Origin of the sequence: Micromonospora sp. NPDC049301 (assembly GCF_040678715.1) — a bacterium.
In the GTDB taxonomy this organism is placed as follows: domain Bacteria; phylum Actinomycetota; class Actinomycetes; order Mycobacteriales; family Micromonosporaceae; genus Micromonospora.
In genome coordinates, this window is the sequence record NZ_JBFAQO010000001.1 from 900,320 (window position 1) to 926,175 (window position 25,856).

The 25,856-nt window shown below is 74.4% G+C and carries 28 protein-coding genes, 1 tRNA gene and 1 pseudogene; 17 read left to right on the plus strand and 13 right to left on the minus strand.

The window, feature by feature from the left end; all coding sequences use genetic code 11:
• The first annotated feature begins 101 nt into the window (after window positions 1-101).
• From AB0K07_RS04345 to AB0K07_RS04365, 5 genes are all read left to right on the plus strand, one after another.
• The gene (locus AB0K07_RS04345) at window positions 102-860 is read left to right on the plus strand and encodes a SigE family RNA polymerase sigma factor (protein WP_363750862.1); all 759 of its coding nucleotides are present in this window, start codon (window positions 102-104) and stop codon (window positions 858-860) included.
• Window positions 861-973: 113 nt separating this feature from the next.
• Window positions 974-2,119, plus strand: coding sequence for a hypothetical protein (locus AB0K07_RS04350; RefSeq protein WP_363750863.1), 1,146 nt, complete (start codon window positions 974-976; stop codon window positions 2,117-2,119).
• Window positions 2,120-2,180: 61 nt separating this feature from the next.
• Window positions 2,181-3,053: a PHP domain-containing protein gene (locus AB0K07_RS04355; protein ID WP_363750864.1), complete on the plus strand. Its 873-nt coding sequence runs from the start codon at window positions 2,181-2,183 to the stop codon at window positions 3,051-3,053.
• Between the two features lie 40 nt (window positions 3,054-3,093).
• The gene (locus tag AB0K07_RS04360) at window positions 3,094-3,708 is read left to right on the plus strand and encodes a MarC family protein (protein WP_363750866.1); all 615 of its coding nucleotides are present in this window, start codon (window positions 3,094-3,096) and stop codon (window positions 3,706-3,708) included.
• Between the two features lie 45 nt (window positions 3,709-3,753).
• Window positions 3,754-4,674, plus strand: a complete 921-nt coding sequence (locus tag AB0K07_RS04365; RefSeq protein ID WP_363750867.1) for a PD-(D/E)XK nuclease family protein — start codon at window positions 3,754-3,756, stop codon at window positions 4,672-4,674.
• Window positions 4,675-4,693: 19 nt separating this feature from the next.
• On the opposite strand, the gene AB0K07_RS04370 is transcribed toward AB0K07_RS04365, so the two are convergent.
• Together AB0K07_RS04370 and AB0K07_RS04375 are read right to left on the minus strand one after the other, a co-directional pair.
• Complete coding sequence (locus AB0K07_RS04370) at window positions 4,694-5,557, minus strand: oxygenase MpaB family protein (protein WP_363750868.1); 864 nt, start codon at window positions 5,555-5,557, stop codon at window positions 4,694-4,696.
• A 61-nt stretch (window positions 5,558-5,618) separates the two neighbouring features.
• Window positions 5,619-6,047 carry a Fur family transcriptional regulator gene (locus AB0K07_RS04375; RefSeq protein ID WP_363750870.1) on the minus strand — a complete coding sequence of 143 codons (429 nt, stop codon included), beginning with the start codon at window positions 6,045-6,047 and terminating at the stop codon, window positions 5,619-5,621.
• Window positions 6,048-6,243: 196 nt separating this feature from the next.
• On the opposite strand from AB0K07_RS04375, the gene AB0K07_RS04380 reads away from it, so the two are divergent.
• On the plus strand, window positions 6,244-6,726 hold the full coding sequence (locus AB0K07_RS04380) for a DUF2231 domain-containing protein (protein WP_363750872.1): 483 nt from the start codon (window positions 6,244-6,246) through the stop codon (window positions 6,724-6,726).
• Between the two features lie 19 nt (window positions 6,727-6,745).
• Here the strand turns inward: AB0K07_RS04380 and AB0K07_RS04385 are convergent, their stop codons facing one another.
• Window positions 6,746-7,072 (minus strand): hypothetical protein, encoded by a 327-nt coding sequence (locus AB0K07_RS04385; protein ID WP_363750874.1) that lies wholly within the window; start codon window positions 7,070-7,072, stop codon window positions 6,746-6,748.
• A gap of 104 nt (window positions 7,073-7,176) precedes the next feature.
• Between AB0K07_RS04385 and AB0K07_RS04390 the strand changes: the two genes are divergently transcribed.
• Entirely contained in the window at window positions 7,177-7,359 is a 183-nt protein-coding gene (locus AB0K07_RS04390; RefSeq protein ID WP_363750876.1) for a hypothetical protein, read from the plus strand.
• A 42-nt stretch (window positions 7,360-7,401) separates the two neighbouring features.
• Here the strand turns inward: AB0K07_RS04390 and AB0K07_RS04395 are convergent, their stop codons facing one another.
• Window positions 7,402-7,983: a flagellar biosynthesis protein FlgA gene (locus AB0K07_RS04395; RefSeq protein ID WP_363750878.1), complete on the minus strand. Its 582-nt coding sequence runs from the start codon at window positions 7,981-7,983 to the stop codon at window positions 7,402-7,404.
• Window positions 7,984-8,238: 255 nt separating this feature from the next.
• Between AB0K07_RS04395 and AB0K07_RS04400 the strand changes: the two genes are divergently transcribed.
• The gene (locus AB0K07_RS04400; RefSeq protein ID WP_363751443.1) at window positions 8,239-8,454 is read left to right on the plus strand and encodes a hypothetical protein; all 216 of its coding nucleotides are present in this window, start codon (window positions 8,239-8,241) and stop codon (window positions 8,452-8,454) included.
• A 14-nt stretch (window positions 8,455-8,468) separates the two neighbouring features.
• On the opposite strand, the pseudogene AB0K07_RS04405 reads toward AB0K07_RS04400, so the two are convergent.
• Window positions 8,469-8,675, minus strand: a pseudogene (locus AB0K07_RS04405) (FmdB family zinc ribbon protein); the annotation flags it as partial.
• Window positions 8,672-9,349 carry a 5-formyltetrahydrofolate cyclo-ligase gene (locus tag AB0K07_RS04410; protein WP_363750879.1) on the minus strand — a complete coding sequence of 226 codons (678 nt, stop codon included), beginning with the start codon at window positions 9,347-9,349 and terminating at the stop codon, window positions 8,672-8,674. The gene AB0K07_RS04410 and the pseudogene AB0K07_RS04405, both read right to left, overlap by 4 nt.
• 85 nt (window positions 9,350-9,434) lie before the next feature.
• Here AB0K07_RS04410 and AB0K07_RS04415 point away from each other — a divergent pair, with 85 nt between their 5' ends.
• The 6 genes from AB0K07_RS04415 to AB0K07_RS04440 all read left to right on the plus strand — a co-directional run bounded on the left by AB0K07_RS04415 (window position 9,435) and on the right by AB0K07_RS04440 (window position 16,188).
• On the plus strand, window positions 9,435-11,822 hold the full coding sequence (locus AB0K07_RS04415) for a diguanylate cyclase (RefSeq protein WP_363750881.1): 2,388 nt from the start codon (window positions 9,435-9,437) through the stop codon (window positions 11,820-11,822).
• Window positions 11,823-11,831: 9 nt separating this feature from the next.
• The gene (locus AB0K07_RS04420; RefSeq protein WP_363750883.1) at window positions 11,832-12,794 is read left to right on the plus strand and encodes a UTP--glucose-1-phosphate uridylyltransferase; all 963 of its coding nucleotides are present in this window, start codon (window positions 11,832-11,834) and stop codon (window positions 12,792-12,794) included.
• Window positions 12,791-14,104, plus strand: a complete 1,314-nt coding sequence (glp, locus tag AB0K07_RS04425; RefSeq protein ID WP_074316573.1) for a gephyrin-like molybdotransferase Glp — start codon at window positions 12,791-12,793, stop codon at window positions 14,102-14,104. The genes AB0K07_RS04420 and glp overlap by 4 nt, the downstream gene beginning before the upstream one ends.
• 148 nt (window positions 14,105-14,252) lie before the next feature.
• Window positions 14,253-14,903, plus strand: a complete 651-nt coding sequence (locus AB0K07_RS04430) for a GNAT family protein (protein WP_363750886.1) — start codon at window positions 14,253-14,255, stop codon at window positions 14,901-14,903.
• A 211-nt stretch (window positions 14,904-15,114) separates the two neighbouring features.
• Window positions 15,115-15,894 carry a hypothetical protein gene (locus tag AB0K07_RS04435; protein WP_363750887.1) on the plus strand — a complete coding sequence of 260 codons (780 nt, stop codon included), beginning with the start codon at window positions 15,115-15,117 and terminating at the stop codon, window positions 15,892-15,894.
• Window positions 15,895-16,111: 217 nt separating this feature from the next.
• Window positions 16,112-16,188 (plus strand) — tRNA-Ala (locus tag AB0K07_RS04440).
• A 666-nt stretch (window positions 16,189-16,854) separates the two neighbouring features.
• Here AB0K07_RS04440 and AB0K07_RS04445 read toward each other — a convergent pair.
• The 3 genes from AB0K07_RS04445 to AB0K07_RS04455 all read right to left on the minus strand — a co-directional run bounded on the left by AB0K07_RS04445 (window position 16,855) and on the right by AB0K07_RS04455 (window position 19,047).
• Window positions 16,855-17,280, minus strand: a complete 426-nt coding sequence (locus tag AB0K07_RS04445; RefSeq protein ID WP_363750889.1) for a nucleoside deaminase — start codon at window positions 17,278-17,280, stop codon at window positions 16,855-16,857.
• A complete protein-coding gene (locus AB0K07_RS04450) occupies window positions 17,277-18,128 on the minus strand; it encodes an LLM class flavin-dependent oxidoreductase (RefSeq protein WP_363750891.1) in 852 nt (283 codons plus the stop codon). The genes AB0K07_RS04445 and AB0K07_RS04450 overlap by 4 nt, the downstream gene beginning before the upstream one ends.
• A 169-nt stretch (window positions 18,129-18,297) precedes the next feature.
• Window positions 18,298-19,047 (minus strand): hypothetical protein, encoded by a 750-nt coding sequence (locus tag AB0K07_RS04455; protein ID WP_363750893.1) that lies wholly within the window; start codon window positions 19,045-19,047, stop codon window positions 18,298-18,300.
• A gap of 98 nt (window positions 19,048-19,145) precedes the next feature.
• On the opposite strand from AB0K07_RS04455, the gene AB0K07_RS04460 reads away from it, so the two are divergent.
• Both AB0K07_RS04460 and AB0K07_RS04465 read left to right on the plus strand, forming a co-directional pair.
• On the plus strand, window positions 19,146-20,231 hold the full coding sequence (locus tag AB0K07_RS04460; RefSeq protein WP_363750895.1) for a Gfo/Idh/MocA family oxidoreductase: 1,086 nt from the start codon (window positions 19,146-19,148) through the stop codon (window positions 20,229-20,231).
• 116 nt (window positions 20,232-20,347) lie between these two features.
• A complete protein-coding gene (locus AB0K07_RS04465; RefSeq protein ID WP_363750896.1) occupies window positions 20,348-21,355 on the plus strand; it encodes a hypothetical protein in 1,008 nt (335 codons plus the stop codon).
• A 119-nt stretch (window positions 21,356-21,474) separates the two neighbouring features.
• Here the strand turns inward: AB0K07_RS04465 and AB0K07_RS04470 are convergent, their stop codons facing one another.
• Both AB0K07_RS04470 and AB0K07_RS04475 read right to left on the minus strand, forming a co-directional pair.
• The gene (locus tag AB0K07_RS04470) at window positions 21,475-22,386 is read right to left on the minus strand and encodes a DUF4352 domain-containing protein (RefSeq protein WP_363750898.1); all 912 of its coding nucleotides are present in this window, start codon (window positions 22,384-22,386) and stop codon (window positions 21,475-21,477) included.
• 169 nt (window positions 22,387-22,555) lie between these two features.
• A complete protein-coding gene (locus tag AB0K07_RS04475) occupies window positions 22,556-23,212 on the minus strand; it encodes a 4'-phosphopantetheinyl transferase superfamily protein (protein WP_363750900.1) in 657 nt (218 codons plus the stop codon).
• A 207-nt stretch (window positions 23,213-23,419) separates the two neighbouring features.
• On the opposite strand from AB0K07_RS04475, the gene AB0K07_RS04480 reads away from it, so the two are divergent.
• On the plus strand, window positions 23,420-23,689 hold the full coding sequence (locus AB0K07_RS04480) for a hypothetical protein (protein ID WP_363750902.1): 270 nt from the start codon (window positions 23,420-23,422) through the stop codon (window positions 23,687-23,689).
• A gap of 51 nt (window positions 23,690-23,740) precedes the next feature.
• On the opposite strand, the gene AB0K07_RS04485 is transcribed toward AB0K07_RS04480, so the two are convergent.
• Together AB0K07_RS04485 and AB0K07_RS04490 are read right to left on the minus strand one after the other, a co-directional pair.
• On the minus strand, window positions 23,741-24,523 hold the full coding sequence (locus AB0K07_RS04485) for a peptidase (protein ID WP_363750904.1): 783 nt from the start codon (window positions 24,521-24,523) through the stop codon (window positions 23,741-23,743).
• Window positions 24,523-25,806 carry a VWA domain-containing protein gene (locus AB0K07_RS04490; protein ID WP_363750906.1) on the minus strand — a complete coding sequence of 428 codons (1,284 nt, stop codon included), beginning with the start codon at window positions 25,804-25,806 and terminating at the stop codon, window positions 24,523-24,525. Before AB0K07_RS04490 ends, AB0K07_RS04485 begins: the two co-directional genes overlap by 1 nt.
• Window positions 25,807-25,856: the final 50 nt, after the last annotated feature.

Below are 25,856 nucleotides of genomic sequence, written 5' to 3' on the forward strand. Positions count from 1 at the left end.
GTTTTCGTCCGAACATCGGAGTAGGTGCGCACCTTTCGTCATGGACCCGAGCGCCTCTGACGTGGCACTCTGCCAGGACGGCTGGGGTGCGGAGGTGCGCGGTGGCGAGCAGGGACCCGTTGGAGGAGGAGTTCCGCGAGTTCGTCGCGGCCCGCTCCGCAGCCCTGCTGCGTACCGCCTATCTGCTCACCGGCGACTGGGCCACGGCCGAGGACCTGCTCCAGACGGCGCTGACCAAGACCTACCTGGCGTGGAAGAGGCTCGGTGGGATCGAGGCGGTCGAGCCGTACGCCCGGCGGGTCCTGGTCAACACGTCCACCAGCTGGTGGCGACGGCGCTGGCACGGTGAGCGCCCCACCGAGGTGCTGCCCGAGCGCGCCGGTGTCGACGAGATCGAACGGCAACTGGACCGCGACCTGCTCTGGCGACACCTCAGGGAGCTGCCCAGCCGGCAGCGGGCGGTCCTGGTGCTGCGCTACTACGAGGACATGTCGGAGGCGCAGACCGCCGCGATGCTGGACATCTCCCCGGGCACGGTGAAGAGCCAGGCGTCCCGGGCCCTGTCCACGCTGCGCCGTCGGATGGGCGCCGCCGCACCGGAGCTGGTCGCCGAGGCCACCGCCGCCGGCGCCCGCACCGCCGCTGCGAGCACCGACCGGACCGGGGGTGCGAGCGCCGCCCGGGCCGGCGGCGCGACCAACACGACCGGGCAGGTCACGGCCACCGGCGACGCCGCGGCCGGCCGGTCCCGGACGGCGGCCGGCCCGACCGTGCCCCGCCCGGCCACGCCCCGCGCGGTCGAACTGCCCGTCGAGCTGCCCACGGCGGCCGTCCCCGTCGGCACCGGAGAGCAGCGGTGAGCGCATTCCCGGGCCGGTCCGGCAACCTGACGGGCCGCCCGCCGCGTCCATATCAGGTGCGACCTGACGAGCTGGAAGGTGCGGTGCGGGAGAGCCTCTCGCACCAGGTCGCTATGGCCCGCCCTCTGGGCGCCGACCCGGCCGGTCAGGCCATCCGCCGGGCGAACCGCATCCGGCGCCGTCGTACCGCGAGCGGCCTCGCTCTCGCGGCGGTCGCCACGGTGGTGGTCAGCACCGGAATGGCGCAGCTCGGCGACGACTCCGGCGGGCAGGGCACGCCCATCGTCGTGATCGGTGATCCGAACCCGTCGGGCCGGCCGATTCCCTCGCCCGCCGTTGCCGCCCCCGCGCCGTCGCCCGGGACGTCCGTCGACCTGCTCGTCGGTGGGACGCTGATCAGCGCGAGCGGGGAGCGGTTGGAGCTGCCCGGTGTGGGGCCGGCCGAGGCCGTCCACCTGCTGCCCGGCGGCGGTGGCTGGCTGGTGGTCGGCGCGCCGACCACCGCTGGCCGTTCCCTCTGGGTGGCGCAGCGCGACGGGCTGGTGCAGGTGCTGCTGGCCGGGGCCGACGCGATCGTCGTGGCACCGGACGGCCGCCAGGTCGCCTGGCGCGACGGCACCGGCCTGCTGGTGGCGGGGGTCATCGGCACCCAGCTCATCGGGCCGGTGCGCACTCCCGTACCCGCCGACGCGAAACCGGTCCGGTTCGTCGGCGACCGCCTGCTGGTCCGGCTCCACCCGGACGGCGCGGGCCACGCTCTGTGGCGGCCGGGCGCCGGGGAGTTCAGCGCGGGGGCCGACCGGAGCACCCTGAGCGTCTACGGGGCGTTGCCCGACGGACGGCTGGTCGGCCGGCTCTCCGCCGGAGACCCGCCGCAGAGCTGCCTGGCCGTGCTGGAGCCGGAGCATGACCTGAAGCAGGTCGGCACCGGCTGCGGCCTCCAACTGAGCCAGGACGGAGCCGGCGGTATCTCCACGGACGGCCGGTGGCTGCTGGTGAACGGCTGGCTCGGCAAGGCCGCCCGGGCACTGCTGGTCGACCTGCACCGGCTCGGGCCGGGCATGACGGCGGTACCGGCCGGGCCGCCGGCGACGGGCGCCATCGCCTGGACGACCGACTCGGACGCCACCTACGTCGACGAGGCCGGCAAGCTGGTCCGGGTCGACGTCGACCGGGTGCGGGCCGGCAAGCCGGCCGACCCGGCACCGGTGCCCGGCGTGCAGCCCGGGGACCGGCCGGTCCTGGTGACCGGCTCCTGACCGGTCAGGAGCGAACGAACCTCGCCGCGCCCGGGTCGGTGGCGCTCGGTAGCGTCGAGTGGTGACCTCGCGTACCGGCCCCGCCCCGCGGATCGACCTGCACGCCCACTCGACGGCCAGCGACGGCACGCTGAGCCCGGGCGAACTGGTCCGCGCGGCCGCCGACGCGGGGCTGGACGTGCTGGCGATCACCGACCACGACACCACCTCCGGCTGGGCGCCGGCCGTACGGGCGCTGCCACCCGGGCTGCGCCTCGTCCGGGGTGCGGAGCTGTCCTGCCGCTGGTCCGGCGCGCAGCCCGCGGTGCCGCTGCACCTGCTGGCGTACCTGTTCGACCCGGAGCACCCGGAGCTGGTCGCCGAGCTGGCCCGGGTGCGCGCCGCCCGCGAGGAGCGGGGCGAACGAATGGTCGCGTTGCTGCGCGCCGACGGCATCGACGTGAGCTGGCCGCACATCCTGGCCGGCGCGGGAGGCGGCACGGTGGGCCGGCCGCACATCGCGCAGGCGCTGATCCGGGCCGGCCTGGTCGGCACCACCCGGGAGGCGTTCGGTCCGGACTGGTTGGGTGAGCGGTACCGGCTGCCCAAGGAGGACATCGACGTGTTCCGGGCGGTCCGGCTGGTCCGGGCGGCCGGCGGGGTGCCGGTCTTCGCCCATCCGCGGGCCACCCGACGCGGCCGGGTGGTGCCCGACGAGCTGATCGCCGAGCTGGCCGCGGCAGGGCTGGCCGGGCTGGAGGCCGACCACGAGGACCACAGCCCGGCCGAGCAGGCGCACGTCCGGGCTCTCGCCGCCGAGCTGGGTCTGCTGGTCACCGGCTCCTCGGACTTCCACGGCACGCACAAGACCGTCCAGCTCGGCGCGTTCGGCACGAGTGTCGAGGCGTACGAGCGGATCGTCGCCGCAGGGGTGACCGAGGTCGCTTCGGGCTGATCCGCGTTTCAGCCCACAACCGCGCGGCTAGGTTGATCACGTGGACCTGAAGCTGTTCGGCGAGGTTTTCGTGACCCTGCTGGTGATCACCGACCCGCCGGGCATGATGCCGATCTTCGTCGCGCTGACCGGCCCACTGTCCGCCCGGGACCGTAACCGGGCGGCCTGGCAGGCGGTCGCGCTGGCACTCGGCGTGATCGTGATCTTCGCGGTGGCAGGGCAGACCCTGCTCGACTACCTGCACGTGGACCTGCCCGCGCTGCAGGCCGCCGGCGGCCTGCTGCTGGTGCTGGTCGCCCTCGAACTGCTGACCGGCAAGGCCGACGACCCCAGCCAGCAGACCACCTCGAACATCGCGCTGGTGCCCCTGGGCACCCCGCTGCTGGCCGGCCCCGGCGCCATCGTCGCCACCATGCTCTTCGTGCAGCAGGGCGACGGGATGGGGGACTTCACCGCCATCGCCGCGGCGATCGTCGCCGTGATGGTCGCGGTCTGGATCGTGCTGCGCTTCTCCGGCGGCATCGTGAAGGTCCTGCGTCCCGGCGGGATCGAGGTGCTGACCCGGATCGCCGGTCTGCTGCTGGCCGCGATCGCCGTGCAGCTCATCGCGGACGCGGTGGCCGCCTTCGTCACGCAGTATGTGAACATGACCTGACCCGGCATACCGGTGATGTCGGGGGTGGGTGGCAGGATCGCAGGCGTGCGACGATCCTCCTCAGCCGGGCGCCCCGCCGCCGGTGGCCGGGCCCCCCAGCAGCGCGCCGGCGGCGCCGAGCAGCTCGGCTTCGAGGGCATGCCGGAGCGGCTCTTCGTCTGCACCCCGAGCAAGCTCGGCGCGTACGCGGACTGCCCGCGCCGCTACCGCTACTCCTACGTCGACCGGCCGGCCCCGCCGAAGGGCCCGCCGTGGGCGCACAACTCGCTCGGCGCCAGCGTCCACACCGCCCTGAAGAACTGGTATGCGCTGCCTGGCGACCGGCGCCGCCCCGAGGCGCTGGCCACGCTGCTCAAGGGCACCTGGGTCCGCGAGGGCTACCGCGACGACGAGCAGGAGCGGGCCGCCTACCGGCGGGCGCTGGGCTGGCTGGAGGCGTACGTCGAGACGCTGGAGCCGGAGGCCGACCCGCTCGGCGTGGAGCGGGTGGTGGCCGTCAAGACCGCCGTGCTGGCGTTCAACGGCCGAGCCGACCGGATCGACTCCCGCCCCGGGCCGGAGGGCCAGGAGCTGGTCATCGTCGACTACAAGACCGGCCGCACGGGGCTGGACACCGATGACGCCCGAGGCTCGCAGGCGCTGGCGCTCTACGCGTACGCGGCCGAGCGCGTCTTCCGTCGCCCGTGCCGTCGGGTCGAGCTGCACCACCTGCCGACCGGCACGGTGGCCGGCCATGACCACACCGTCGAGTCGCTGGCCCGGCAGTTGACCCGCGCCGAGGAGACGGCCCGCGACATCATGGCGGCCGAGCGGGCGGTCGCCGACGGTGGGGACGCGGATGAGGCGTTCCCGGTGGCGCCCGGCCCGCGCTGCGGCTGGTGCGACTACCGGCGGCACTGCCCCACCGGCGCGCAGACGCCGGGCAAGGAGCCGTGGGCAGCCGTGGACCGGCCCACCGACGGCTGAGTCCGCTGATGACGTCGGGTCAACCGGCCAGCGGGGTGGCGGTGAGCCGTTCGGCCCGCTGCTTGGCGGCCTGCAGGATCGGCCCCTCCAGGTAGCGCCGGGGCACCGTGCCCAGTGCCAGCCGCAGGGCGCGCACGGTCAGGTCCGCCGACAGCGCGGTGGTGGGCAGTCCGAGCCCGCCGTACATCCGGCGGGCCCACGCCGGCAGCAGCGCGAGCGCGGTGCCGGCGATCCCGAGGTACGCCCAGCGCGGTGGCCCGAGGGTCAGCCCCAACCGGGCCGGCAGGCTGAGCTTCCACGGCAGCGGCGGGGCGGTGAGGAAGACCGCGGTCTCCGCGGCCTCCCGGGTCATCCGCAACTCCGGCCGTACCGCGCGGTAGTACGCCGCCACCTCCTCGGCGGTGGCCGGGACGGTGGCCGGGTCGAGGCCGACCAGGGCGGCGGAGCGGCGCTGCTCGGTGTAGTAGCCGTCCACCTCGTCGTCGGTGAGCGGCAGGCCGGCCCGGCGGGCCGTGCTGAGGAACGACTCGACCTCGGTGACGTGCACCCAGCGCAGCAGGTCGGGCTCGTCGATCCGGAACTCCTCGCCGCTGGTCGGGTCGGTGGCCCGCAGCCGGGCGTGCAGCCGGCGCAGCCGTGCCCCGGCCGCCTCCGCCTCGGCGGTGGTCCCGTAGACGGTGGTCGCCACGTAGGTGGCGGTGCGGACCAGGCGGCCCCAGGCGTCGGTGCGGTAGTTGCTGTTCTGTGCGACCCCGGCCATCGCCCGCGGGTGCAACGCCTGGAGGTAGAGCGAGCGCAGGCCGGCGACGATCAGGATCGGCTCCTCGTGCACCTTCCACGTGACCGAACCCGGACCGAAGAGACCGAGGTCATCGGAGTCCACCGCCCAAGAGTGCCACGGCCCGGCCGGCCTCGCCGGTCACCTTTGCGGGCGGGAGCCCCCGTCAGCTGTCGGCGGAGCGGCGGGCCTGGCAGCCCGGGCAGAGACCCCAGAAGGTCACCTCCGCCTCGTCCACCTCGAAGCCGTGCGCGACGCCCGGCGCCAGGCAGGGGGCGCTGCCCACCGCGCAGTCGATGTCGGCGATCTCGCCGCAGCCCCGGCAGACCACGTGGTGGTGGTTGTCGCCGGCGCGCGCCTCGTAGCGGGCGGGACTGCCGGCCGGCTCGATCCGGCGGGACAGCCCGGCCCGGGACAGCGCCCCCAGCACGTCGTAGACCGCCTGGGTGGAGACCGAGTCGAGGCGTTCGCGGACCTGTCGGGTGATCTCGTCGACCTCCAGGTGGCCGCCACCGGCCAGCACCTCGAGCACCGCGAGGCGCGGCCGGGTGACTCGCAGGCCCCGTGATCGCAGCAGTTCCTCGGCACCGGACATGCGCCAATGACAGCACGTGTGACCAGGGCCGACAACCGACGTCCGTTCCGGGTGGCCACGGACACAGCCGGCGGTGGCCGGATCGGGACGCGCTGAACCCGAAGGGGACGCCGTGCGTGTCTCCGGTCGAGAGCCTGGGGACGGCGGCGAGCCGTACGTGGCCGCCCCGTGATCGTGATCCACCTGGAGGGTGTCGATGTTCGAGGAGATCCAGGGTCTACCGGTACACGTCCTGGTGGTCCATGCGGTGGTCCTGTTCGTGCCGCTGCTGGCGGTGCTGGCCGTCGCGTACGTGGGGCTGCCGCGCTGGCGGCACCGGCTGGACTGGGCGGTGGGCGTCCTCGCCGTGGCCGCCCCGCTGACCGCCTTCGTGGCGATCGAGTCGGGTGAGGCGTTCACCGACGCGCTGGTCGCCCGGGGTTTCCAGGGCCCGATCCTCGACCAGATCTTCGAGCACTCCCGCTACGGCGACATCCTGTTCCGGATCGTGGTGCCGCTCGGAATCGCGGCCATCCTGCTGCTGGTGGCGACCAGCGGACACCCCCGGGTGCCGCGGCTGCCGGCGCTGGTGACCCCGGTGCTGGCGGTGGCGGTCGTCGCGCTGTCCATCGCCGCCCTGGTCTACGTGTACCTGACCGGCCACTCCGGCGCCCAGGCCGTCTGGGGCACCACCCTCTGACCGCCGGTCACGACGCGGATCAGAAGAGGAGCCGCGAGCAGAGCAGGCAGACCAGGACCACCAGCACCACGCCGACCGCCGCGCCGAAGCCGTAGGTGACCCGCTGCGCGCGCTGCTCGGCCACGTCGAGGCTGGCCATGTCCTGCGGCGGCAGCCGCCGGGGCGGCGCCGGCTCCAGGTGTACGGGCGGACGCCAGCCCGCCGGCGGTGGCACGCTCGGCGGCGGGCCGGCGTACCCGCTCGCTGGCGCGGTCGCGGGCGCGGCCTGGTCGGCTGCTCCCTCGCCGCCGGTCCCGGGCCGCCGCCAGTAGTCGTCCGGGGTGCTGCCACCGCTGGGGGTCGTCACGCCGTCCGACGCTACCAACGCGGCCGGCGGCTCGGTCGCTTCTGGCCGGCGCGCCACCGTGCGCCACCGCTCCGCTGCCGTCCGCTGCGCTAGTCTTGCCGCTCGTGAGCACCCAGGACCCCGGCACGCAGGGCGCGCGCGGCGACGACGACCGCACCGTCGACCTGAGCGAAGACTTCGTGGTGCTGCCCGAGCAGACCGCCGACGACACCGACCGCGGCTGGGGCGAGCGCCCCGGCGGCAACGACGACTGGCTGCTCGCCGAACGCCCTCCGCACTGGGACTGACCCTGCTCCCCTCGTAGCGAGCCGCGCGGGTGATGCCCGAGGTCAACCGCGGACGACGATGGCGAACCGGCTTCCCTCGGGCAGCCCGACCGCGCGTTGCGCCTGGTCGGGGCGGAGCGCCAGATAGAGCGCCGCTGACCCGTCGGTCGCGCCCGCGCCCAGCACGTCCAGCACCAGCGCTCGGGGGGCGAGCAGGGCCGCCTCGGTGCCCGCCCCGCCCGGCGGCGCCGCGAGCAGGTCGACCCGGGCCCCGGGCCGGACCACCGCCAGCGCGGCCGGCTCGGCCAGCCGGACCGGCACCCCGACCGCGCCGCTGGGCAGCGGTAACGGACCGGGCGGCCCTCCGGCCCCGGCTGTGGTTTCGCTCGTGTCGGTCGGCCCACTCCCGCGGACCGTGCCGGTCGGGTTGGTCGGCCCGCTCGCGTCGACCGGTGCCCCGGCGCGGGGCACGGCGGTTGGCGTGGCGTCGGTGGGCGGGCAGCCGGTCGGGGTGTGCAGGACGGCGGCGGCCAGGCCGAGCAGCGCGGCGACCAGGCCGGCCCGGAGCAGGGTGCGCCCGCCGGGCAGCGCGAGCCGCCGCAGCGGCCGCAATGCCCGCGCGGAGTCTGGATCGCCGGTCGCCATCTGCCGCCTCCCGTCCCGGTGCCGCAGCGGGCACCCCGTGGGCGGCACGATAGGCCGGAGCGGGCCTGCTCAGCTGACCGTCCGGGGGCGTCTGTGGACAACCGGCCGGCCTGTGGACAACGTCCACCGACCGGCCGAATCTGCTAGGACTCGCACCCGGGAGCCGAGGGTGGCCGGCCGGCCTCGATCAGACCAGGCCGGTCAGACGAGGGCGGCGGGCAGGGCGGTCAGGATGCGGAGCTGGCCGCCGGGGCCTTGCCGCCGCTCGACCCGGACGACGAGGACGACCCGGTCGAGGACGATCCGGACGAGGACGATCCGGACGACGAGGACGACGACCCGTTCGAGGAGCTCGACGACGACCCGGAGTCGCCACCCGAGGAGGGCGAGGACGACTCGGACTTGGCCGGCTTGCCCGCGGCGCCACCGGCCGACGTCTCGGAGCCGGACGCCCGGGAGTCGGTGCGGTAGAAGCCGGAGCCCTTGAAGACGATGCCGACCGAGTTGAAGACCTTGCGCAGTCGCCCCTCACACGCCGGGCACTCGGTCAGCGGCTCGTCAGAGAAGGACTGGACCGCCTCGAGCTGGTGACCGCACGCGGTGCAGGCGTACTGGTACGTGGGCACGTTCTCCTCCGGATCTGGGCTCAGCCAGTTGGCACTCGACGTATTCGAGTGCCAATGGTGCGTCATTCGGCCCGGGTTCGTCCAGCGGACGTGTGGGGCGCGACACCATGCGCCGCACCCGGGCCGGCGTCAAGCGTACGCACCCCGTCGGCGGGGGTGACGACCGCGCGGACCGGGCGGTCGTGCGGCTCTGCGGGCAGGGCCTCGACCAGCTCGCCGTCGTGCAGCGGGACCACGGTCAGCGTCGCCGCGGGCACCCGCGCCAGCGCCCGGTCGTACGAGCCGCCGCCGCGGCCCAGCCGCCGGCCGCGCCGATCGACCGCCAGCGCCGGTACGACCACCAGGTCCGCGCCGGTCACCGCCTCCACCCCGAGTCGGGGTCCGACCGGCTCACGGATACCCCGCCCGGCCGCTCTCAAAGCACCGGGCCCGGTGTACGCCGCCCAGTCCAGGTCGAGGTCGGCGCGGAGCACCGGCAGCAGCAGCTCGGCGTCGGCCGGCAGCGCCGCCCGCAGCACCTCCGGCAGGTCGGCCCCGCCCGGCTCGGAGCCGACCGGCACGTACGCCGTCATCCGGTGCGGGCGTAGCCGGCGTACCAGTGCCACCAGCTCGGCCTGGACGCGCCCGGCGGCGGCGGACCGCGCCGGACCGCTCAGCGCCCGACGGCGGGCGAGCAGCTCGGCGCGGGTCTCCCGCTTCGCCACACGGGTCACTTCCGCTTCATCAGAAAATTCCGGCACGCAACACTCCTGACGCAACGCCTCTGCCACGGTCGCTCTATGTCAGCATCGCAAGCAACGGAAGCGGAACGTCCGGGGGGACCGAGTGACGCTACGCGGGCGGTTGACAGCAGCCTTCCTCGTGGTGGTGCTCGGGCCGGTCCTGCTCGGCGCGTTCTTCGTCGCCTCCACCGTCACCGCCGTCGACCGCAGCCGGTCCACGGAGCGCCTCGCCGTGGCCGCGTCCACCGTGCGTACCTCGGTCGACGCGCTCTGCCAGCAGCTACGCGCCACCGCCGACGCGGTGGCCCTCACCGGCGACCCGGCCGTCGCCGCCGCCCAGCTGGTCGGCCGAGGGCTGGCCGCCGGAGTGCTGATCACCGACGTGACCGGCCAGGTCACGTACACCTCGCCCGGCGCGCCGTCGACGCCCTGGCGGGACTGCTCCGGGCCAGCCACGCCGGCCGGGCCGGTCCGCGCCCTGGCCGCCCGGGTCGACCTGCGTGACCGGGCCGGCACCCTGCTGGGCACGGTGGCCGCCGCGCAGCTCGTCGACCCGGCGTTCGTGGCCCGGCTGGCGGCGGTGACCGGCGTGGCGGTCACGCTGCTCGACGGGGGTGCCAGCGCCGCGCGGGTCACCCACACGACCGAGTCCCGCGAGGTACGCGACGCGGTGCTGGCCGCCGCCAGCACCATCGACGGCGAGCGGGTCAGCGAGACCACCGAGGGCCGGTACGTGCGACGGATCGGACCGTCCACCGGGCAGCCCCTGCCGCTGGTCCTCTCCGTGCCGAGCGAGCGCCCGCCCGGGCTGTACGCCACGCTGGTCGGCGTGGTCGTCCTGGCCGCGCTCCTCGCCGTGCTGACCGCCCTGCGGCTGGCCCGGGTGACCACCCGGCCGCTGGTCGAGCTGGCCGGCGCGGTGGACCGGGTGGCGCACGGCGACCTGACCGCCCGGGTGCCGGTGCGTGCCCGCGATGAGCTGGGCCGGCTGGCCGCCGCGTTCAACCGGATGACCCGGGAGACCGGGTCGTACGTCGCGGCGCTGACCAGCAGCCGGGACCAGTTGCGCGGGCACCTCGCCGTCCTCGGGGACACCCTGGCCAGCACGCACGACCTGCAACGCATCCTGCGGGTGATCCTGCACAGCGCCATCGCGGCCACCGGGGCACGGGCCGGCGCGGTGCTGCTGGTGGAGGCCGGTGGGGTGCTGGTCGCGCAGTGCACCGAGGGCCTGGACGGGCGCTGGCCCGAGGGGGACGGGCCGCAGACGCTGCGGGTGCCGGTGGGCGTCGGCGTGGTCGGCGCGGTGGCCGCCACCGGTGAGCCGCAGCGGGGGCGGGTGGAGCCGACCGAGGCCCCGGCGGGTGAGCCGCGCTGCCGCACGTACGTCGCGGTCCCCTTCGCCACCCCGGGCGGCACCACGGCCACCCCGGGCGGCACCCCGGCCACCCCGGGCGGCACCCCGGCCATGCCGGGCAGCACCACGGCCACCCTGGGCGGGCCGGCGGCGCCGGCCGGGGGCGACGAGGCCAGCGCGCCGGCGGCGGCGCTGGGCGTGCTGGCCCTCTACGACCGGCTGGGCGCGGACGAGTTCGACGACGACGACCTGGTCACGCTGCGCACCTTCGCCGGGCACGCGGCCGTGGCGGTGGACAACGTCCGGGTGCACGAGGAGGCGCAGCGGCTCTCGCTCACCGACCCGCTCACCGGGCTGTGGAACTACCGCTACCTGCGTGAGTCGATCCGGCGGGAGGTGGAGCGGGCCAGCCGGTTCGGCCGGATGCTCAGCGTCCTCGCCCTGGACCTGGACCGGTTCAAGGACGTCAACGACACGTACGGGCACGCGGCGGGGGACACCGTGCTGGCCGAGTTCGCCCGGCGGGTGCGCGGCGAGATCCGCGAGGTCGACCTCGCTTTCCGGCAGGGCGGTGAGGAGTTCGTGCTGCTGCTGCCGGAGACCGACGCCCGGGGCGCGGCGATCGTGGCGGAGCGGCTGGGCGCGGCGGTCCGGGAGACGCCGATCGCCGTCGAGGCGTACGCGGGGCCGGTCGTGGTGACCGTGTCGGTGGGCATCGCCGTCTACCCGGACCACGGCAGCACCGGTCGGCAGGTGCTGGAGGCCGCCGACGACGCGCTCTACGCGGCGAAGGCCGCCGGCCGGGACACCTACCGGATCGCCGAGGTGTGCCCGGACGTGCCGACCCAGGAGATTCCGGTACCGGCGGGCGCGCTGAGTCCATCCGACGGGCTGCCACGCGCAGGCCGGCCCGTGCAGGTCCTCCGGGAGCCGGGCGGGCCCGCCCGGTCGGAGCCGGCCGCGGGCGTACCCGAATCGTCGCCCGCGGGGGCGCACGCCGGGCCGGAACCGGCCGACGGCCCGGCGGACAGCGCCGCGGACGCGGGGCGGCCCGGCCCGGACGCCGCGCGGCCGGGGTCGGGTGGCGGCGCGTCTTCTGGGCCACACCCGCCGCGGCAGAGCCGTGGCCGATAGTCTCGCGGCATGTCGGAGCACTCAGCGAACCCATCATCGACGGTCGCCGCAACCGGCCGTCCCCTGGCGGTCAAGGCCGTCATCCCGGCCGCCGGACTTGCCACCCGGTTCCTGCCCGCCACCAAGGCGGTGCCCAAGGAGCTGCTGCCGGTGGTGGACCGGCCGGTGCTGCAGTACATCGTCGAGGAGGCCACCCAGGCCGGCATCGGTGACGTGTTGCTGATCACCGGTCGGGGTAAGACATCGATGGTGGATCACTTCGACCGTCGCCCCGACCTGGAGGCCAGGCTGGAGGAGAAGGGCGACGCCGAGCGGCTCGCCGCCGTGCGCCGGCCCAGCGAGCTGGCCGAGATCTACACCGTCCGGCAGCCGGAGCAGCTCGGGCTCGGCCACGCCGTCGGGTACGCCGAGTCGCACGTCGGCGACCAGCCCTTCGCGGTGCTGCTCGGCGACGAGTTCGTCAAGCAGTCCGAGCCGCTGCTGCCGGCCATGTTGGAGCTGCAGGCCCGCACCGGCGGCGTGGTGCTCGCCTTCTTCGAGGTCGACCCGGCCGACACCAAGCGGTACGGCATCGCCTCCGTCGAGCCGGCCGAGTCGGAGCTGGGCGACATCGGCGAGGTCGTCAAGGTGACCGGCATGGTGGAGAAGCCGCAGCCGGAGGACGCGCCGAGCAACCTCGCGGTGCTCGGCCGGTACGTGCTGCCCGGCACGATCTTCGACGCGATCCGGCGGACCAAGCCGGGCAGCGGTGGCGAGATCCAGCTGACCGACGCGATGGAGCTGCTGCGCACCGAGGGCACCCCGGTGCACGCGATCGTCTACCGGGGCACCCGCTACGACACCGGGATGCCGCTGGGCTACCTCCAGACGGTGGTGCAGATCGCCGCCGAGCGCGACGACCTGGGCTCCGAGTTCCGCTCCTGGCTGGCCGAGTTCGTCAAGGCCGACGCGGCAGGCGGATCTGGTACATGACCGCGACGGCCGACGCCGAGGCGGCCGCGAACGAGTTGACGCCGCTCGCCGACTACCTGGGCAGCGTGCTGCGCAGGTTACGAGCGCTGCCGCCACTCGACCTCGACCTCACCCAGGCGTACGGCAACGTCCTCGCCGAGGACGTCGTCGCGCCGCACGCCTTCCCGGCCTTCGACCAGGCGGCCGTGGACGGGTACGCGGCGCGCTGGGAGGACATCTCCGGCGGGGGCCGGGGCCCGAGCTACGTCCCGGCCCCCTCCGGCACGCCCGGCGGCCGGACCATCCGGCTCAACGTGGTCGGCGACCTCGGCGCGGCGAGCTGGCGCCCGGTCCGGCTCACCCCCGGCTCGTGCTTCTCGGTGGCCGCCGGGGCGCCGCTGCCGGTCGCCGCCGACGTGGTGGTCCCGGTGGAGTGGACCGACCAGGGCATGGCCGCCGTGGAGATCTTCCGCACCCCCAAGCGGGGGTACGGGGTACGCCGCGCCGGTGAGGAACTGCCCGCGGGCACCCTGCTCGCCCGCGCCGGCACGTACGTCTCCCCGGCGCTGGTCGCGGTCTTCGCCGCCACCGGCATCGGGCACGTGGTGGTCCGGCCCAGCCCCCGGGTGGTCATCGTGGCCACCGGTGACGAGCTGGTCGACGTGGGCCGGGGCAGCCAGCCGGGGCAGGTGGTGGACGCGAACTCACACGCGCTGACCGCCGCCGCGGCCGAGGTGGGCGCGCTGGCGTACCGGGTGGGCATCTGCGACGACGACCCGGAGGGGCTGCGCGGGCTGCTGGAGGACCAGACCCTGCGCGCCGACCTGATCATCACCACCGGCGGGACCGGCACCGGCCCCGGCGACATGGTGCGCCGGATCCTGTCCCGCCGGGAGGGCGGCCGGGCCGGGCCGGTGACCTTCACCGACGTGGCGCTCTATCCCGGCACCGCGCTCGGCTTCGGCACGGTCGGTGCCGAGGAGGTGCCGGTGGTCTGCCTGCCCGGCGACCCCGGTGCCGCGCTGATCGGCTTCGAGGTGCTGGCCCGCCCCGCCATCCAACTGCTCGCCGGCGCCGAGCCGGTGTTCCGCCCCAGTGTCCGGGCGCACCTGCTGGAGACCGTGTCGTCCCCCGGTGGGCTGCGCGAGTTCCGTCCCGCGCACGTCGCGGAGCGACGTGGCGGTGGATACACCGTGCAGCCGCTCAGCGGCGGGCCGTTCACCCTCTCCGGCCTTGCCGAGGCGAACGGGCTGCTGGTGCTCGGCGAACGGGTCACCACCGCCGCCGCCGGCTCCACCGTGGACGTCCTGCTGCTGGACCGTCGCCGGTGACGATGTCCCGGTCGACCCGCCCGCAGACGTGGCGGCGCGTCCGGGCGGTCGGCGGCCACGGTTCCGACCCCGCGATCATGAGGCCCTGTGCGGTGAGCGCGGTGGGTCCACTTGCGCGTGGCACGGTCCCGCGCGGGAGACTGTGCGGGTGAGCCTCTTCGGACCCCCGCGGGCGCCCGGCTGGCCGGCGGTGCTGGTCGACGGCCCGGTCCTGCTGAGGCCCTACCGGCGCTCCGACGCGGCGGCGTGGTCGGAGGTGCGCCGCGCCAACCAGGCCTGGCTGGCGCCCTGGGAGTCGTCACTGCCCGGCAGCTGGGACGAGTTGAACTCCCCGGCCGCGTTCCGCTGGGTGCATCGTGACCAGCGGCGTTCCGCCCGCGAGGGCGAGGGCATGCCGTTCGCGGTGTGCCTGCGCGAAGCCGACCGGGACCGGCTGGTCGGGCACCTCAACGTGGGCAGCATCGTGCGGCGGGCGCTCTGCTCCGGGTACGTCGGCTACTGGGTGGACGCCCGCGTGGCCGGCCAGGGCGTGATCCCGACCGCGCTCGCGCTGGCCGTGGACCACGCGTTCGGCCCGGGCGGGCTGCACCGGGTGGAAATCAACATCCGCCCGGAGAACCGGCCCTCCCGGCGGGTCGTGGAGAAGCTGGGCTTCCGCGAGGAGTCGTACCACGTGCGCTACATGCACATCGACGGCGCCTGGCGGGACCACATCGGATACGCGATGACCAGTGAGGAGATCGCCGCCGAGGGTGGCCTGCTGGCCCGCTGGCACCGGGTACGCGCCAATGCGCGGTAGGAGGAGGATGGCGGGATTTCCCGACATCCTCCCAGTCGTCCCACGGACGGGATCGGCGCGGCGCGGCGGCATCCCGGTCGGTGCGCCGTAACCTCAAGTAACTGCAAGCTTCGGCAAGCGCTGCCCATCCGGACGATCTACGCACCCAGGCGCGATCGGTGGAAGATCCTGCGGTCGGGTGGTGGTTGCTCCGAATTCGGTGACGGGAGGGGTGAGGGTGCCGACCTCGGTGCTCCTCGCCGTCCTCGCCGCCGCCGGCCTGCTCGCCCTGGCCCCGGCGCTGGTCCGCCGGTACGACGCCACCGAGCGGCTGGTGGCGGAGCGGGCGCAGTCGACGGCGCGGGTGCTCCAGCGCCGCCGACGGCGCCGCACTGTGCCGGGGCGGCGCCCCGTGCACCCGCCGCGCTCGCTGGTCGTCACGCTCAGCGAAGATGCCGCTACCGGTGCGTTGACGGCGCCGGTCTCCGCGCCCCCGGCCCGCCGCTCCGGCCGGCTACGCGCCGTGCCGCCCGCATCCAAGCGGTCCCGCCGCCGCCCGCCACCCCGCCGGCAGCACACCCCCGCCGTGTACCGGCGTCGCCGGGTGCTCGCCGCACTGCTGCTGCTCAACGTCGTCGAGTTGATCGGCGTGCTGTTCGTCAGCCCCGGCTTCTGGATCGGCTTCTCGGTCACCTTCATGCTGCTGGCCGTGTACGTCATCCACCTGCGTGGTCGCGCCCTGGCCGGGCGTCGTCGCCGCCGGGCCCGGGCCCGCGAGGCGGCCTGGCTGGCGGCCCGACAGGCCGAGGTGCGCCGCGAGCAGGCCCGCCGAGCGGCGGCCCGCCGGGAGGCGCAGCGCCGGCTCGCAGCCCAGCGCGAGGGGGTACGCCGCGCCGCGATGGGCTTGGACCGCCCGGGCGACCTGCCGGCGGCGGTCAACGGAGGCTCGGTCTCCTACCGGCGATCGGGTGGGCTGCGCGGACGCCCCTACGAGGCCGGCCGAGGCGCCTGACCGGGCGCGGTGCCGGCGCTTGATCGACTCGGTTTCCTGGATGTGGGGGTGTCGCGGCGCCCCGGATGCCCCGGTTTCCGGGACGTCGAGTGGATCTTTCGGCGGGGGTGAGCGCCGCGCCGGGGGCGGATTCGCGGTGGGGGCCGGCGACCTGTTAGCCTTGCTGCCGGCCCGCCCGGTGTAAGCCGGGTGGGACCGAAGCCGGTTCGCCGGCGGAGGGGCTGTGGCGCAGACTGGTAGCGCACCTCGTTCGCATCGAGGGGGTCAGGGGTTCAAATCCCCTCAGCTCCACCAGCAATACGTACGACCTGGGAAACCTGCCGACCAAGATCGGCGGGCACAGATCGGGCGCAAATCAGCGATGATCCGGGGCCTTCGGGCCTCGTCTTCGTTTGGGCGCTCGCGTCGCGGAGCGTGCCGCTGGTCCGCGTCCGGGCCGCTCGCGCCGCCGAACCTGGGCCGGGCCGATGGCCCGCCGCCGCGCCACTGGCCTTCGTCCGCCAGCGCGTCGGTTGCGGCCCGCCGTCGGCGCGCCATACGACGAAGCCCGGGCCACCTGAGTGGTCAGGTATGTCTAGAAACCGAGTCCCACGCTGTGCGCAACACGATAATTTTGCGAAATGGGCATCACCGGGGGCATAGCTTGCTTCTTCTTGGTCGCCGTCATCGTGGCGGGCGTCGCCATCTGGGCGGTGCGGTACGGGTTCGGCCCAAAGAAGCCGCCACCACCGTCGGACGTTCTAGAGCCGCCGCAGCACCCGCGCGACCGTCGCTGACGCGGCGACCAAACGGGGCTTGCGAGTCTCAGCAGCAAGAACAATTGTCCTCGCCGGACGGGCAGACAACCAGGATGATCCTGAGGCCGTTCCCCGTGTGGGGGAACGGCCTCTTTCGATCTTGCGAAGCAATGCGCGGGCCCGCAACTCGCCACCACTCCGCCCCAGCTCGGTGACTCCCGGACTAGTAGTGGTTGTCGATCGGCCGGCGCGCCTCGTCGAACAGCGCCGGCCCCTCGTACCGCACCGGGGGCAGCGGCGGGGTCGGCGGCTTGACCTCCTCGAACTGTTCGCTGGACAGGGCGTACACCACCCGGCCGAGGCCCGACCGGTCGATCGCGGTGGCGCACATCGGGCAGGGTTGGCAACTGGTGAACATGGTCGTGCCGGCCGCCACGTCCGGGGCGAGTTCCCGGGCGGCCCAGCGGGCCAGCTTCAGTTCCGGGTGGGCGGTGATGTCCGAGTCGGAGACCACGGTGTTGTGGTCCTCGACCAGGATCGTGCCGTCGGCGGCGACCAGCAACGAGCCGAACGGCCGTTCGCCGGATGCTCCGGCCTGGTTGGCAATGTCCACGGCGCGGCGGAGAAACTTCTCGTCGTCGGGCGTCATCCGTCCTCCTGGGTCTTGTGGTACGCGGCCACGGCCGCGAGGGTCTGCCAGGCGCGTTCGGGCTGGCGGATCTCGGTCAGGTCGCCGTTGAACGGGTCGAGCACGACCGTGTCCGCGCCGAGCAGACGGAGCTGGTCGATGTCGGCGGTGATCTGCTCGATGGTGCCGACACCGGCGGGCCGGTCGGGGGCGGTGACCGGTTCACGGGTCTCGCGGAGGGCGATGCGCGGTGTCAGCGCGGGCACCGGGCGAGACAGTTCGTCGGCGATGGCCTTGAGTCGCCCGGCCGCCTCGGCCAGCCATCCGGGCGTGACCCGTAGCGGGTGCCACGCCTCTCCAAGTCGTACCGCCCGGCGCATGCCGGCGTCGCTGTTGCCGCCGACCCAGATCGGGATCGCTTCGGTGTCGTAGTCGGCGGTGTTGCGCCAGGCGTCACGCATCGCGTCCAGGTACTCGTCGGTCAGTGCGCCGCGCCGCCGGTACGGCACGCCGAGCGCCTCGAACTCCTGCTGTGCCCAGCCGACGCCGACGCCGAGGACGAGACGGCCGCCGCTGAGCCGGTTGAGGTTCGCCGCCATCCGGGCGGTGAGCAGCGGGTGCCGGTACGGGACGATGAGCACGGTGGTGCCGAGCCGGACGCGGTGGGTCACCCCGGCGAGCCAGGACAGCGTGGTGAACGGCTCGTAGAACGGGGCGGGGTACTGCTCGGCGACGTCCGGGGTCACCGCGATGTGGTCGGAGACCATCAGCAGGTCGAAGCCGAGGCCCTCGACCGTCTGCGCCCACCGTCGCAGCACCTCGGGGTCGGTGCCTGGGGCGAAGTTCGGTACGTTCACACCAATCTGCACACGTCGAGGCTAGTCAGCGCCGATGTGGCTTGTGAACATCATGTTCGCGGGCCTTGGCGGCTGCCTTATCGCGGCCTCCGCCCGACGCAGCCCATCCGTGAGGCGTCAACCGACCCGGTCGCCTGACCCTCGCCGGTGCGTCCGGTGCGCACGCAGGCACTCACGCTGGTCAGGCGAACCGCTCGGTCGTCACGGGTATCAGGCCGTGCCGGCGCATGACATTCGTCAGTTCGTACAGGGTCGCGCCCAATGTGCCGGTGGCGGTGGTTCTCAAGAGGACGGTCACGTCGAGGCACCAGGCAAGTCCGCGGCCAACCCTGCGCACGTCCCAGGCGAACCGGTCGCCGCCCTGATCCCGGTGACCGGCGACGACCGACCCCGGGGACCGTGGCGCGCCGTCGACCGCGGGCTGCCAGAGTGTCCTGAGGTTCGCCAGCTGATCCTCCCGCAGGTCCTTCGCGAAGAGGACGCGGTAGACGCGCCGGTCGTGGAATCCGCTGGGTGGCTGCGCGGGACCGAGCCGCAGCGGTGGAGCGGTCGTGAACGGTTGGTGGTCGCGGAAGTACGTGCGCAGGACCGCTTCGACCGGCAACTGCCCTCCGCCGAGCTGGCGGTGGACGCGCTCGGCACCGCCGCGCGAGGTAGGAACCACGCGCGCCAGCAGCTCCCGATCGGTACGCATGCTGCGGCTGAACGAAGCGGAACTCCACCAGCCGTCACCGGACGGCGTCCAGCCCGCGCTGTCCAGCCCCGCCGTCGAGAAATTAGCGTGCCGGGCGAACTCCTCGACGACGATGCCCTCCACCTCGGCGGCCGGGTTCGGCTCCGCCAGGACGAGGTAGTAGTCGAGCGGAGGTCGCGGCCCAGCCGCCTCGACGAGCAGCGTCCCGGGGTCTGCGCGAAGTGGGCCGGCGGTCATCAGCGACGTCCTCCGTCAGTCGGGGATCCCGGGCAACCGTAGCGAAGGAGAGCGGCCCACAGGGCGGCTAGCATCCGGTGTCGACGTGAGGAGCCCACATGACATCCACGGCCCAGACCCGGTTCGGCCTCGTCGGCAGTGGTTGGCGGGGTGAGTTCTTCCTCCGCCTGGCTCGACTGCTGCCGGAGCGGTTCCGGGCGACCGGGGTGGTCACGCGTACCGGATCGCGGGGTGACGCGGTGACGGCCGAGTGGGGCGTGCGGACCTTCCGCACGACGGCCGAGCTGCTCGCCCACGAGCGGCCGGACTTCGTCATCGTGTCGGTGCCCTGGTCGGCGACGCCCGATGCGACCCGCGAGCTGGTCGCGGCCGGTGTGCCGGTGCTCGCCGAGACGCCGCCCGCGCCCGACCTGGCGGGGCTGCGGTCACTCTGGGCGGACGTCGGCGACACCGGCCTGGTGCAGGTCGCCGAGCAGTACCTGCTGATGCCCGGGCACGCGGCCCGGCTGGAGCTGGTCCGCGCCGGGCTGCTCGGCGATCCGACCTCGGTCCAGGTCTCCTCGACGCACCTGTACCACGCGGTGTCGCTGATCCGTGGTCTGCTCGGCGTCGGGTACGACGTTGCCGAGGTCAGCGGGCGGTCCTTCGTCGCGCCGCTGGCCAACCCGTTGTCACCCGCCGGCTGGAGTGGGGACGCGACCCCGCAGCAGCTGTCCACCACGCTCGCGACCATCGACTTCGGCGGGCGGATGGGCTTGTACGACTTCACCGACAACCAGTGGTGGAACCCGCTGCGTACCCGTCGGTTGGTGGTGCGGGGGTCGCTCGGTGAGTTGGTGGACGACCGGGTTGTCCGCCTGGCCGACCCGACCACACCGGTGGAGTCGTCCCTGGTGCGGCGGCAGACCGGCGTCGACCTGAACCTGGAAGGGCTCGACCTGAAGCACATCAGCTTCGACGGCCGCGTGGTCTACCGGAATCCGTTCGTCGGCAGCGGAATGTCCGACGACGACATCGCCGTAGCCGACATCCTGGCTCGTGCCGGCGCCTGGGCGCGGGACGAAGGCGCGGCGCCGTACCCCCTGGCGGAGGCGTGCCAGGACCACCTCATCAGCCTCGCCATCGAGGAATCGGTACGCACCGGCCGGCCGGTCGTCACCGCCACGGAGGCGTGGGCGCGGTAGCCCAGGACGTCGGCAGGGATGTCTCTCATCCGACATTCCGCAACCGGAAGCTCCCGCCGGTTGTGCAACGGTCATCATCGACGCCCGGCGTACCCGGGCTGACACGGGGAGTACTGATGACCCACATCGCTCGACGCAGGATGATCGCTGGCGTAGCCGCCGGACTGCTCGCCACCGCGGTCGGCGCCGCCGTCTCCGGACCGGCCACCGCCGCAGCCGGGGGTGCGGCCCTCCGCGCCTGCACGATCGGCACGTTGCCGTTCCCGGCCGACACCTACCGGGCCGAGGCGAACGCCATCGACCCCACGGGCCGGTTCGTCGCTGGCGCCGCACTGCGGGTCGGTGACAGCGGCAACCAGTCCCTGCTGCTGGTCTGGGACCGGGAGAGGCTCACCAGCATCGAGTCGTCGATCGTCGCCGACGTCGTCGACGTCAACGCCCGCGGTGTCGTCGTCGGCAACGGGTGGACGGACGGCATCGGCCGGCCGTGGAGGTACCGCGACGGCCGGATCGAGCAGCTACCGGTGGTGCCGTCCGGCGGCATCTTCGTCACGGCCGTCAACAGGGCCGGCGACATCGTCGGCCACGGCTCGGACGCCGACACCGGGCAGAACTTCGGGCTGCGCTGGCCGGCCGCTCGGCCGGGAACGGTGGAGGTGCTCGACGCCCCGGCCAACGCCACGCCGCAGGGCATCACCCAGGACGGCACCATCGTGGGCACCGCCGGGGACTGGGGCAACTGGACCGGCTGGGTCCGCCGGCCGGACGGCCGGATCGACGCCCTCACCGCACCGGGTGCCCGGACGACGTCGGTCTACGCGGCGGAGGGCCACTGGGCGATCGGCCAGGTCGACCTGGGCGACACCAGTTCGCTCAAGGTGCGGTGGGACCTTCGGGACGGCTCGCACACGGCGCTCGACCAGCGCCTGGAATGGCTGGAGGACGTCAACGACCGGGGTGTGGTCGTGGGCGGCGACCGGGTCGTGCGCGGGACCACCTCCCGCGTCCTGCCGGGCGGCGGCGAGCGCGTGACCATCGGTGCACGGTCCGTCTCTGCCACGGGCACCATCGTCGGCTTCCGCAACGCCGACCGGGTCACCCCGGTGCGCTGGACGGGCTGCTGACACCTCGCCGCTGAGGGAAGCGCGGGGCGAGCACCGAACGCGGTGCTCGCCCCGCGCGCACGTGCAGGACGCCTCTCCTGAGCCCGCGTCCCCCCCTCACGTGCGGAAAACCCCGAGCGTCACGGCTTCCAGGAGCCGGCGGTCTCGAACTCGTGCTGGTACTCCAGCACGCCGTTGGTGTCGGGGACGTCGAACACCACGCTGCCGGTGCGCCTGGTGCCGGCGGTCAGGTCGTTGCCGGCCGGCATCGGCTTGCCGCAGCCGGAGAAGGCCCCGGCGATCGCGTTCGTCTCGGTGCCGTCGGCGGCGACCCACTGGAAGAAGAGCGGGTTCACCGAACCGGTGCCGCTGGTCACCGTCACGGTCACGTCGGCGATCACGTACATGCCCTCGTCGGGCTTGAGGCCGTACGACGTGCACGGCTTGGTGGCGCTGCTGAACTTCGTCACCGTGATCTCGATGGTGCCGTCGTCGCCGTCGATGACCAGGGTGTCCCCGGCGGCCATGTTGCGGGTGTCGCCCGACGACGGGGCCGGTGCGGGGGAGGCATTGCGGGGTTGTCCGACGCCTCGGGTCACGTCCGGGGTCGGCAGGGCCTCGGTCACCTCGTTCGCCGCCCGGTTCGCGCCGATGACCACCGCCACGATGCCGCCGGCGCAGCAGAGCAGCGTCAGCACCGCCGCCGTGACCGCGATGACCACAACGGTCTTCTTGGAGTTCTTCGTCGGCACGGGTGGCGGCATGGTGAGCGGGTAGCCCGGCCCGGTGGGCGGCGGGTACCCGCCGGAGCCAGCCGCCGGGTACGCGCCGCCGGAGAACGGCGGCTGCGGCCAGGTCTGGTCGGGCGCGCTGGCGTACGGCGGCTGCGGCGCGTTCCCCCCTGCCGACCAGGGGTTGGGCGGCGCGGGTGCCTGCGGGACCGTCGGCTCGCTGGCGGACTGCTGCGGTGTCGCCGGGAACGGCTGCGTCGGCGGCTCCGGGTTCGGCTGCTGGGGGTCCTGCGGCCCGACGGGGGGCTGGGGGTGGGTCACCGTACTCCTTGACGCCTCGGTACGTGCGGTTCGGGAACCCGCCGACGCTACCGTGTGTCATCGACCGCCCGGTCGCCGCGCCGGAATCCGTCCCACCCGCCGGTGGGTGCCCGGAACGGAGCGGCGGACATCGTGGACCGGCCAGCGTGGACGGTGCCGGACCCGGGTGTCAGCGGAGCGGAAGCACGGCGGCGGTGCGCACCAGGCCGTCCGCGACCACGAACCGGCCGGTGAGCGTGGCCGGCGGGTCGGCGACCGTGGCAGCGTCCACCCGGGCCGACGCGATGCGAGCGGTGAACGTCCCCGCGTCCGGGTCGAGGTCGAGCCGGGCGTCGTGGAAGTCCAGCCAGCTCCCGACCACCGGGTGCCAGACCTTGTAGACGGTCTCCTTGGCGCTGAAGAGCACGACCGGCCAGGAGGTGCCGCGGGGCAGCCGGGCGCACATCTCCTCCTCCTCGGGCAGCAGCACGAGGCGGCGTACTCCCGCGTTGACCTCGCGGTGCTGCTCGGCGTCTATGCCGACGGACCGGAGGTCCGTGCTGCGTGCCGCGGCGGCGGCGCAGTAGCCGGTGGTGTGGGTGATGCTGCCGACCACGCCGGCCGGCCAGACGGGCGCGCGGTCGGCGGCGGCCGGTACGGCGGCCGGTGGCAGGCCGAGATCGGCCATCGCCCGGCGGGCGCAGACCCGCCCGGCCGTGAAGTCCCGCCGACGGGTCTGCACCGCCCGCTCGCCGAGGCATGCCTGCTCGGCGGCGAGCAGCTCCCCGGCCCAGTCGTCCGCTCCGGCGACCGCCACCGCCACCGTTGCCGGCAGCAGGTCACGCATCGCCGGCTACCCGTCGGTAGGGGCCGATGCGCCGCACCGGCTCCGGGTCGACCGTCAACTTTCCGACTGTCACGAGGGGAGAACGTACCGGAAAGATGTAACACCGGAGGGACGCACAGCGCTCGCCCTGATGGCACCGGGGGGACCACCATCACATTGACCGGGCACGGCAACGCTGGTCCCGCGGACATCTGGAGAGGACGCGCGATGACCGATGGTGCGGAACGGTCGGGGGGACGGGCGGATGACCACGCGCCGACAACCCCCGGCTGGAGCTGCGGCTCCTGCGGCGACGAGTGGCCGTGTGCGACGAAGCGCAGCCGGCTGCTGGCGGAGTACGGGGGTGACCGGGCGATGCTCAGCGTCTACCTGGGCTCCTGCCTCGCCGCCGCCACGGAGGATCTGCGCACCGCACCGGTGATGTCCCTCCAGGACCGGTTCATCGGCTGGCTGCCGCGCGGCTCGCGACGCCGCTGAGCCCGCCGGTGGCCCCGCCGCCGGGCGGGGCCACCGGGGGTCGGGGCTCGTTCAGCCGCGTCCGGGTCGCCGGGTCAGGGCGAAGCCGACGACCCCGGCCGCCGCGGCGAGCACACCGCCGATGCTGGTCCAGACCCAGCGCGAGCCGAGATCCGGCAGCCAGTCCGCCAGCGAGTCACCCTCGTCGTCGGCCTCCGCGTCGGCCGCCGGTACGGCGTTGAGCACGCTGCCCGCCCTGGTGTTCGGCACGAGCGGCGCGGCCAGCTCGCCGTCGTCGGCCGAGGCGCCCCGGTCGGCGAGGGTGCCGACCAGCAGGTCCACGTCGATCGGCGCGCCCAGGTCCGGCTCCGGCAGGTCCACCACGGACAGCCGGATGACGTACGTGCCGGGCAGCGGGTCGGCCGACCACGGCTCCGCCCAGGGCCGCACCTCGCGCAGCGTGCAGCCCAGCGCCACGCTCGGCGCCTGCGCGTCCACCGTCGGGGTCTGCGCCCCGGCGGTGCACGCCTGCCGCCGGCGCAGCCCGTCGAAGACGTCGACGGTCCAGGTGGAGGCACCACTGCGCGCCTTCGGGAAGGTGACCGTTGCGCTGATCTCCTGCACCTGCCCGGCCGTCGCCGGGAAGGACCAGTAGAGGTGGTCGCCGACGGAGCCGTCCACCCGTACCGGTTGCCCGGCGGTGATCGGCGTGGCGGTCAGGAACGACGTGCCGGCCCGGTTCACCGGCGTGGCACCCGGCGAGGGGGTGGGGGCCGCGACGGCCGCCACGGGCAGCAGCGCGGAACCGCCGGCGGCGAGCACCGCCGCCAGCGACCGGAACAGTGCGGTACGCATCAGTTGGTCCTCCAGGTGGCGACCCACCAGCGGGTGAGCAGGCCGGCGAGCAGTCCGGTGAGCAGGCCCGCCACGGTGAGCAGGGCGAGCAGCGCCCAGCCCCGGCCGAGGTCGGGCCCGTCCGGCGCGGGCGCGGCGGCGACCACGTCGATGGTCAGCTCCACCGGCATCCCCGGCGTCGCCGCGGTGCCGGGGCGCGGGGCGAAGGAGTTGCTCACGACCAGGCAGACGGTGGTGGGCGCGACGACCGCCGGGGCGGTCTCCTCGACCTCAGTGGCGTCCTCGTCGTCAGCGCTGGCCGACCAGCGCAGCCCGGCGGAGAGCACGTCGGCCCGTCCGCTGCCGGCGTCCGCGCCACGGACCAGTTCCCGGCCGTCCGCCGCAGTGGCCCGCAGCAGCACGCCGTAGTCGCGGTTCACCGGCCGGTCCAGACCCATGCTCACCGAGGCGCGCAGCTCCTGCCCGGGGCGTACCGGCACCCGGTAGTACCGGTGCTCGGAGAACGACTCCCGGTCCGCGTACACGCCGGGGGCCAGCAGCGGCGCCGAATCGCAGGCGTTCGCGCCGCCGACGACGGTCGGAGCCAGGGTGTGCGTGTCGCCGGCCCGCTCGACGAGCTGCTTGATCCGGTCGGTCAGCTCCTCGGCGCTCTGCGCCGCGGTGTAGGTGCCGCCGGTCGCCCCGGCGATGCAGAGCAGCTGCCGGCGGACCTTCTCGTCGGGGGCCAGGCCGAGCGTGTCGACCACCAGGCTGGTGCCCTGGGCGGCCAACTCCCGGGCCACCTCGCACGGGTCCGGTGGGGCGCAGGTGTCCTCCCCGTCGGTGATCAGCACGATCCGGCGGGTGGTGGCCCCGGTGCCCAGGTCCTGCGCGGCGGAGCGCAGCGCGAGCCCGACGGGCGTGAACCCGGTTGGCCGCAGCGTCGCCACCGCCGCCTTGGCCCGGGCCCGGTCCACCGGCCCGACCGGCACGATCTGCTGGGTGTCCTGGCAGCCGACCTTCTTGTCCTTGCCCCGGTAGGTCGCGCCGAGCACCCGGATGCCGAGCTGGGTCTCGGCCGGCAGCGCGTCCACCACCTCGTTGAACGCCTGCTGGGCGACCGAGATCCGGCTCCGCCCGTCGATGTCCGCGGCCCGCATCGAGCCGCTGACGTCGAGCACCAGCTCGACCCGGGGCGGCTCGGGCGCCGGCTCCTCGTCGGCCGCCGCCGGGACCGGCCCGGTCAGCGCGGTGGTCGCCAGCAGTCCGAGAAGGACGGCCGCCGATCGTCTGAAGTTGATCACGGCCCGCAGTGTAGTGAGATCCACTTTGGATGATCATTTGGGTGGCGGGT

Bases quoted from the DNA above. Each gene is read 5' to 3' on its own strand.
- AB0K07_RS04350 (WP_363750863.1), top strand. From the start codon at position 974: ATGGCCCGCCCTCTGGGCGCCGACCCGGCCGGTCAGGCCATCCGCCGG.
- AB0K07_RS04375 (WP_363750870.1), bottom strand. From the start codon at position 6,047: ATGTCCGGTGCCGAGGAACTGCTGCGATCACGGGGCCTGCGAGTCACC.
- AB0K07_RS04380 (WP_363750872.1), top strand. From the start codon at position 6,244: ATGTTCGAGGAGATCCAGGGTCTACCGGTACACGTCCTGGTGGTCCAT.
- AB0K07_RS04395 (WP_363750878.1), bottom strand. From the start codon at position 7,983: ATGGCGACCGGCGATCCAGACTCCGCGCGGGCATTGCGGCCGCTGCGG.
- AB0K07_RS04420 (WP_363750883.1), top strand. From the start codon at position 11,832: ATGTCGGAGCACTCAGCGAACCCATCATCGACGGTCGCCGCAACCGGC.
- glp (WP_074316573.1), top strand. From the start codon at position 12,791: ATGACCGCGACGGCCGACGCCGAGGCGGCCGCGAACGAGTTGACGCCG.
- AB0K07_RS04445 (WP_363750889.1), bottom strand. From the start codon at position 17,280: ATGACGCCCGACGACGAGAAGTTTCTCCGCCGCGCCGTGGACATTGCC.
- AB0K07_RS04455 (WP_363750893.1), bottom strand. From the start codon at position 19,047: ATGACCGCCGGCCCACTTCGCGCAGACCCCGGGACGCTGCTCGTCGAG.
- AB0K07_RS04460 (WP_363750895.1), top strand. From the start codon at position 19,146: ATGACATCCACGGCCCAGACCCGGTTCGGCCTCGTCGGCAGTGGTTGG.
- AB0K07_RS04465 (WP_363750896.1), top strand. From the start codon at position 20,348: ATGACCCACATCGCTCGACGCAGGATGATCGCTGGCGTAGCCGCCGGA.
- AB0K07_RS04475 (WP_363750900.1), bottom strand. From the start codon at position 23,212: ATGCGTGACCTGCTGCCGGCAACGGTGGCGGTGGCGGTCGCCGGAGCG.
- AB0K07_RS04480 (WP_363750902.1), top strand. From the start codon at position 23,420: ATGACCGATGGTGCGGAACGGTCGGGGGGACGGGCGGATGACCACGCG.
- AB0K07_RS04485 (WP_363750904.1), bottom strand. From the start codon at position 24,523: ATGCGTACCGCACTGTTCCGGTCGCTGGCGGCGGTGCTCGCCGCCGGC.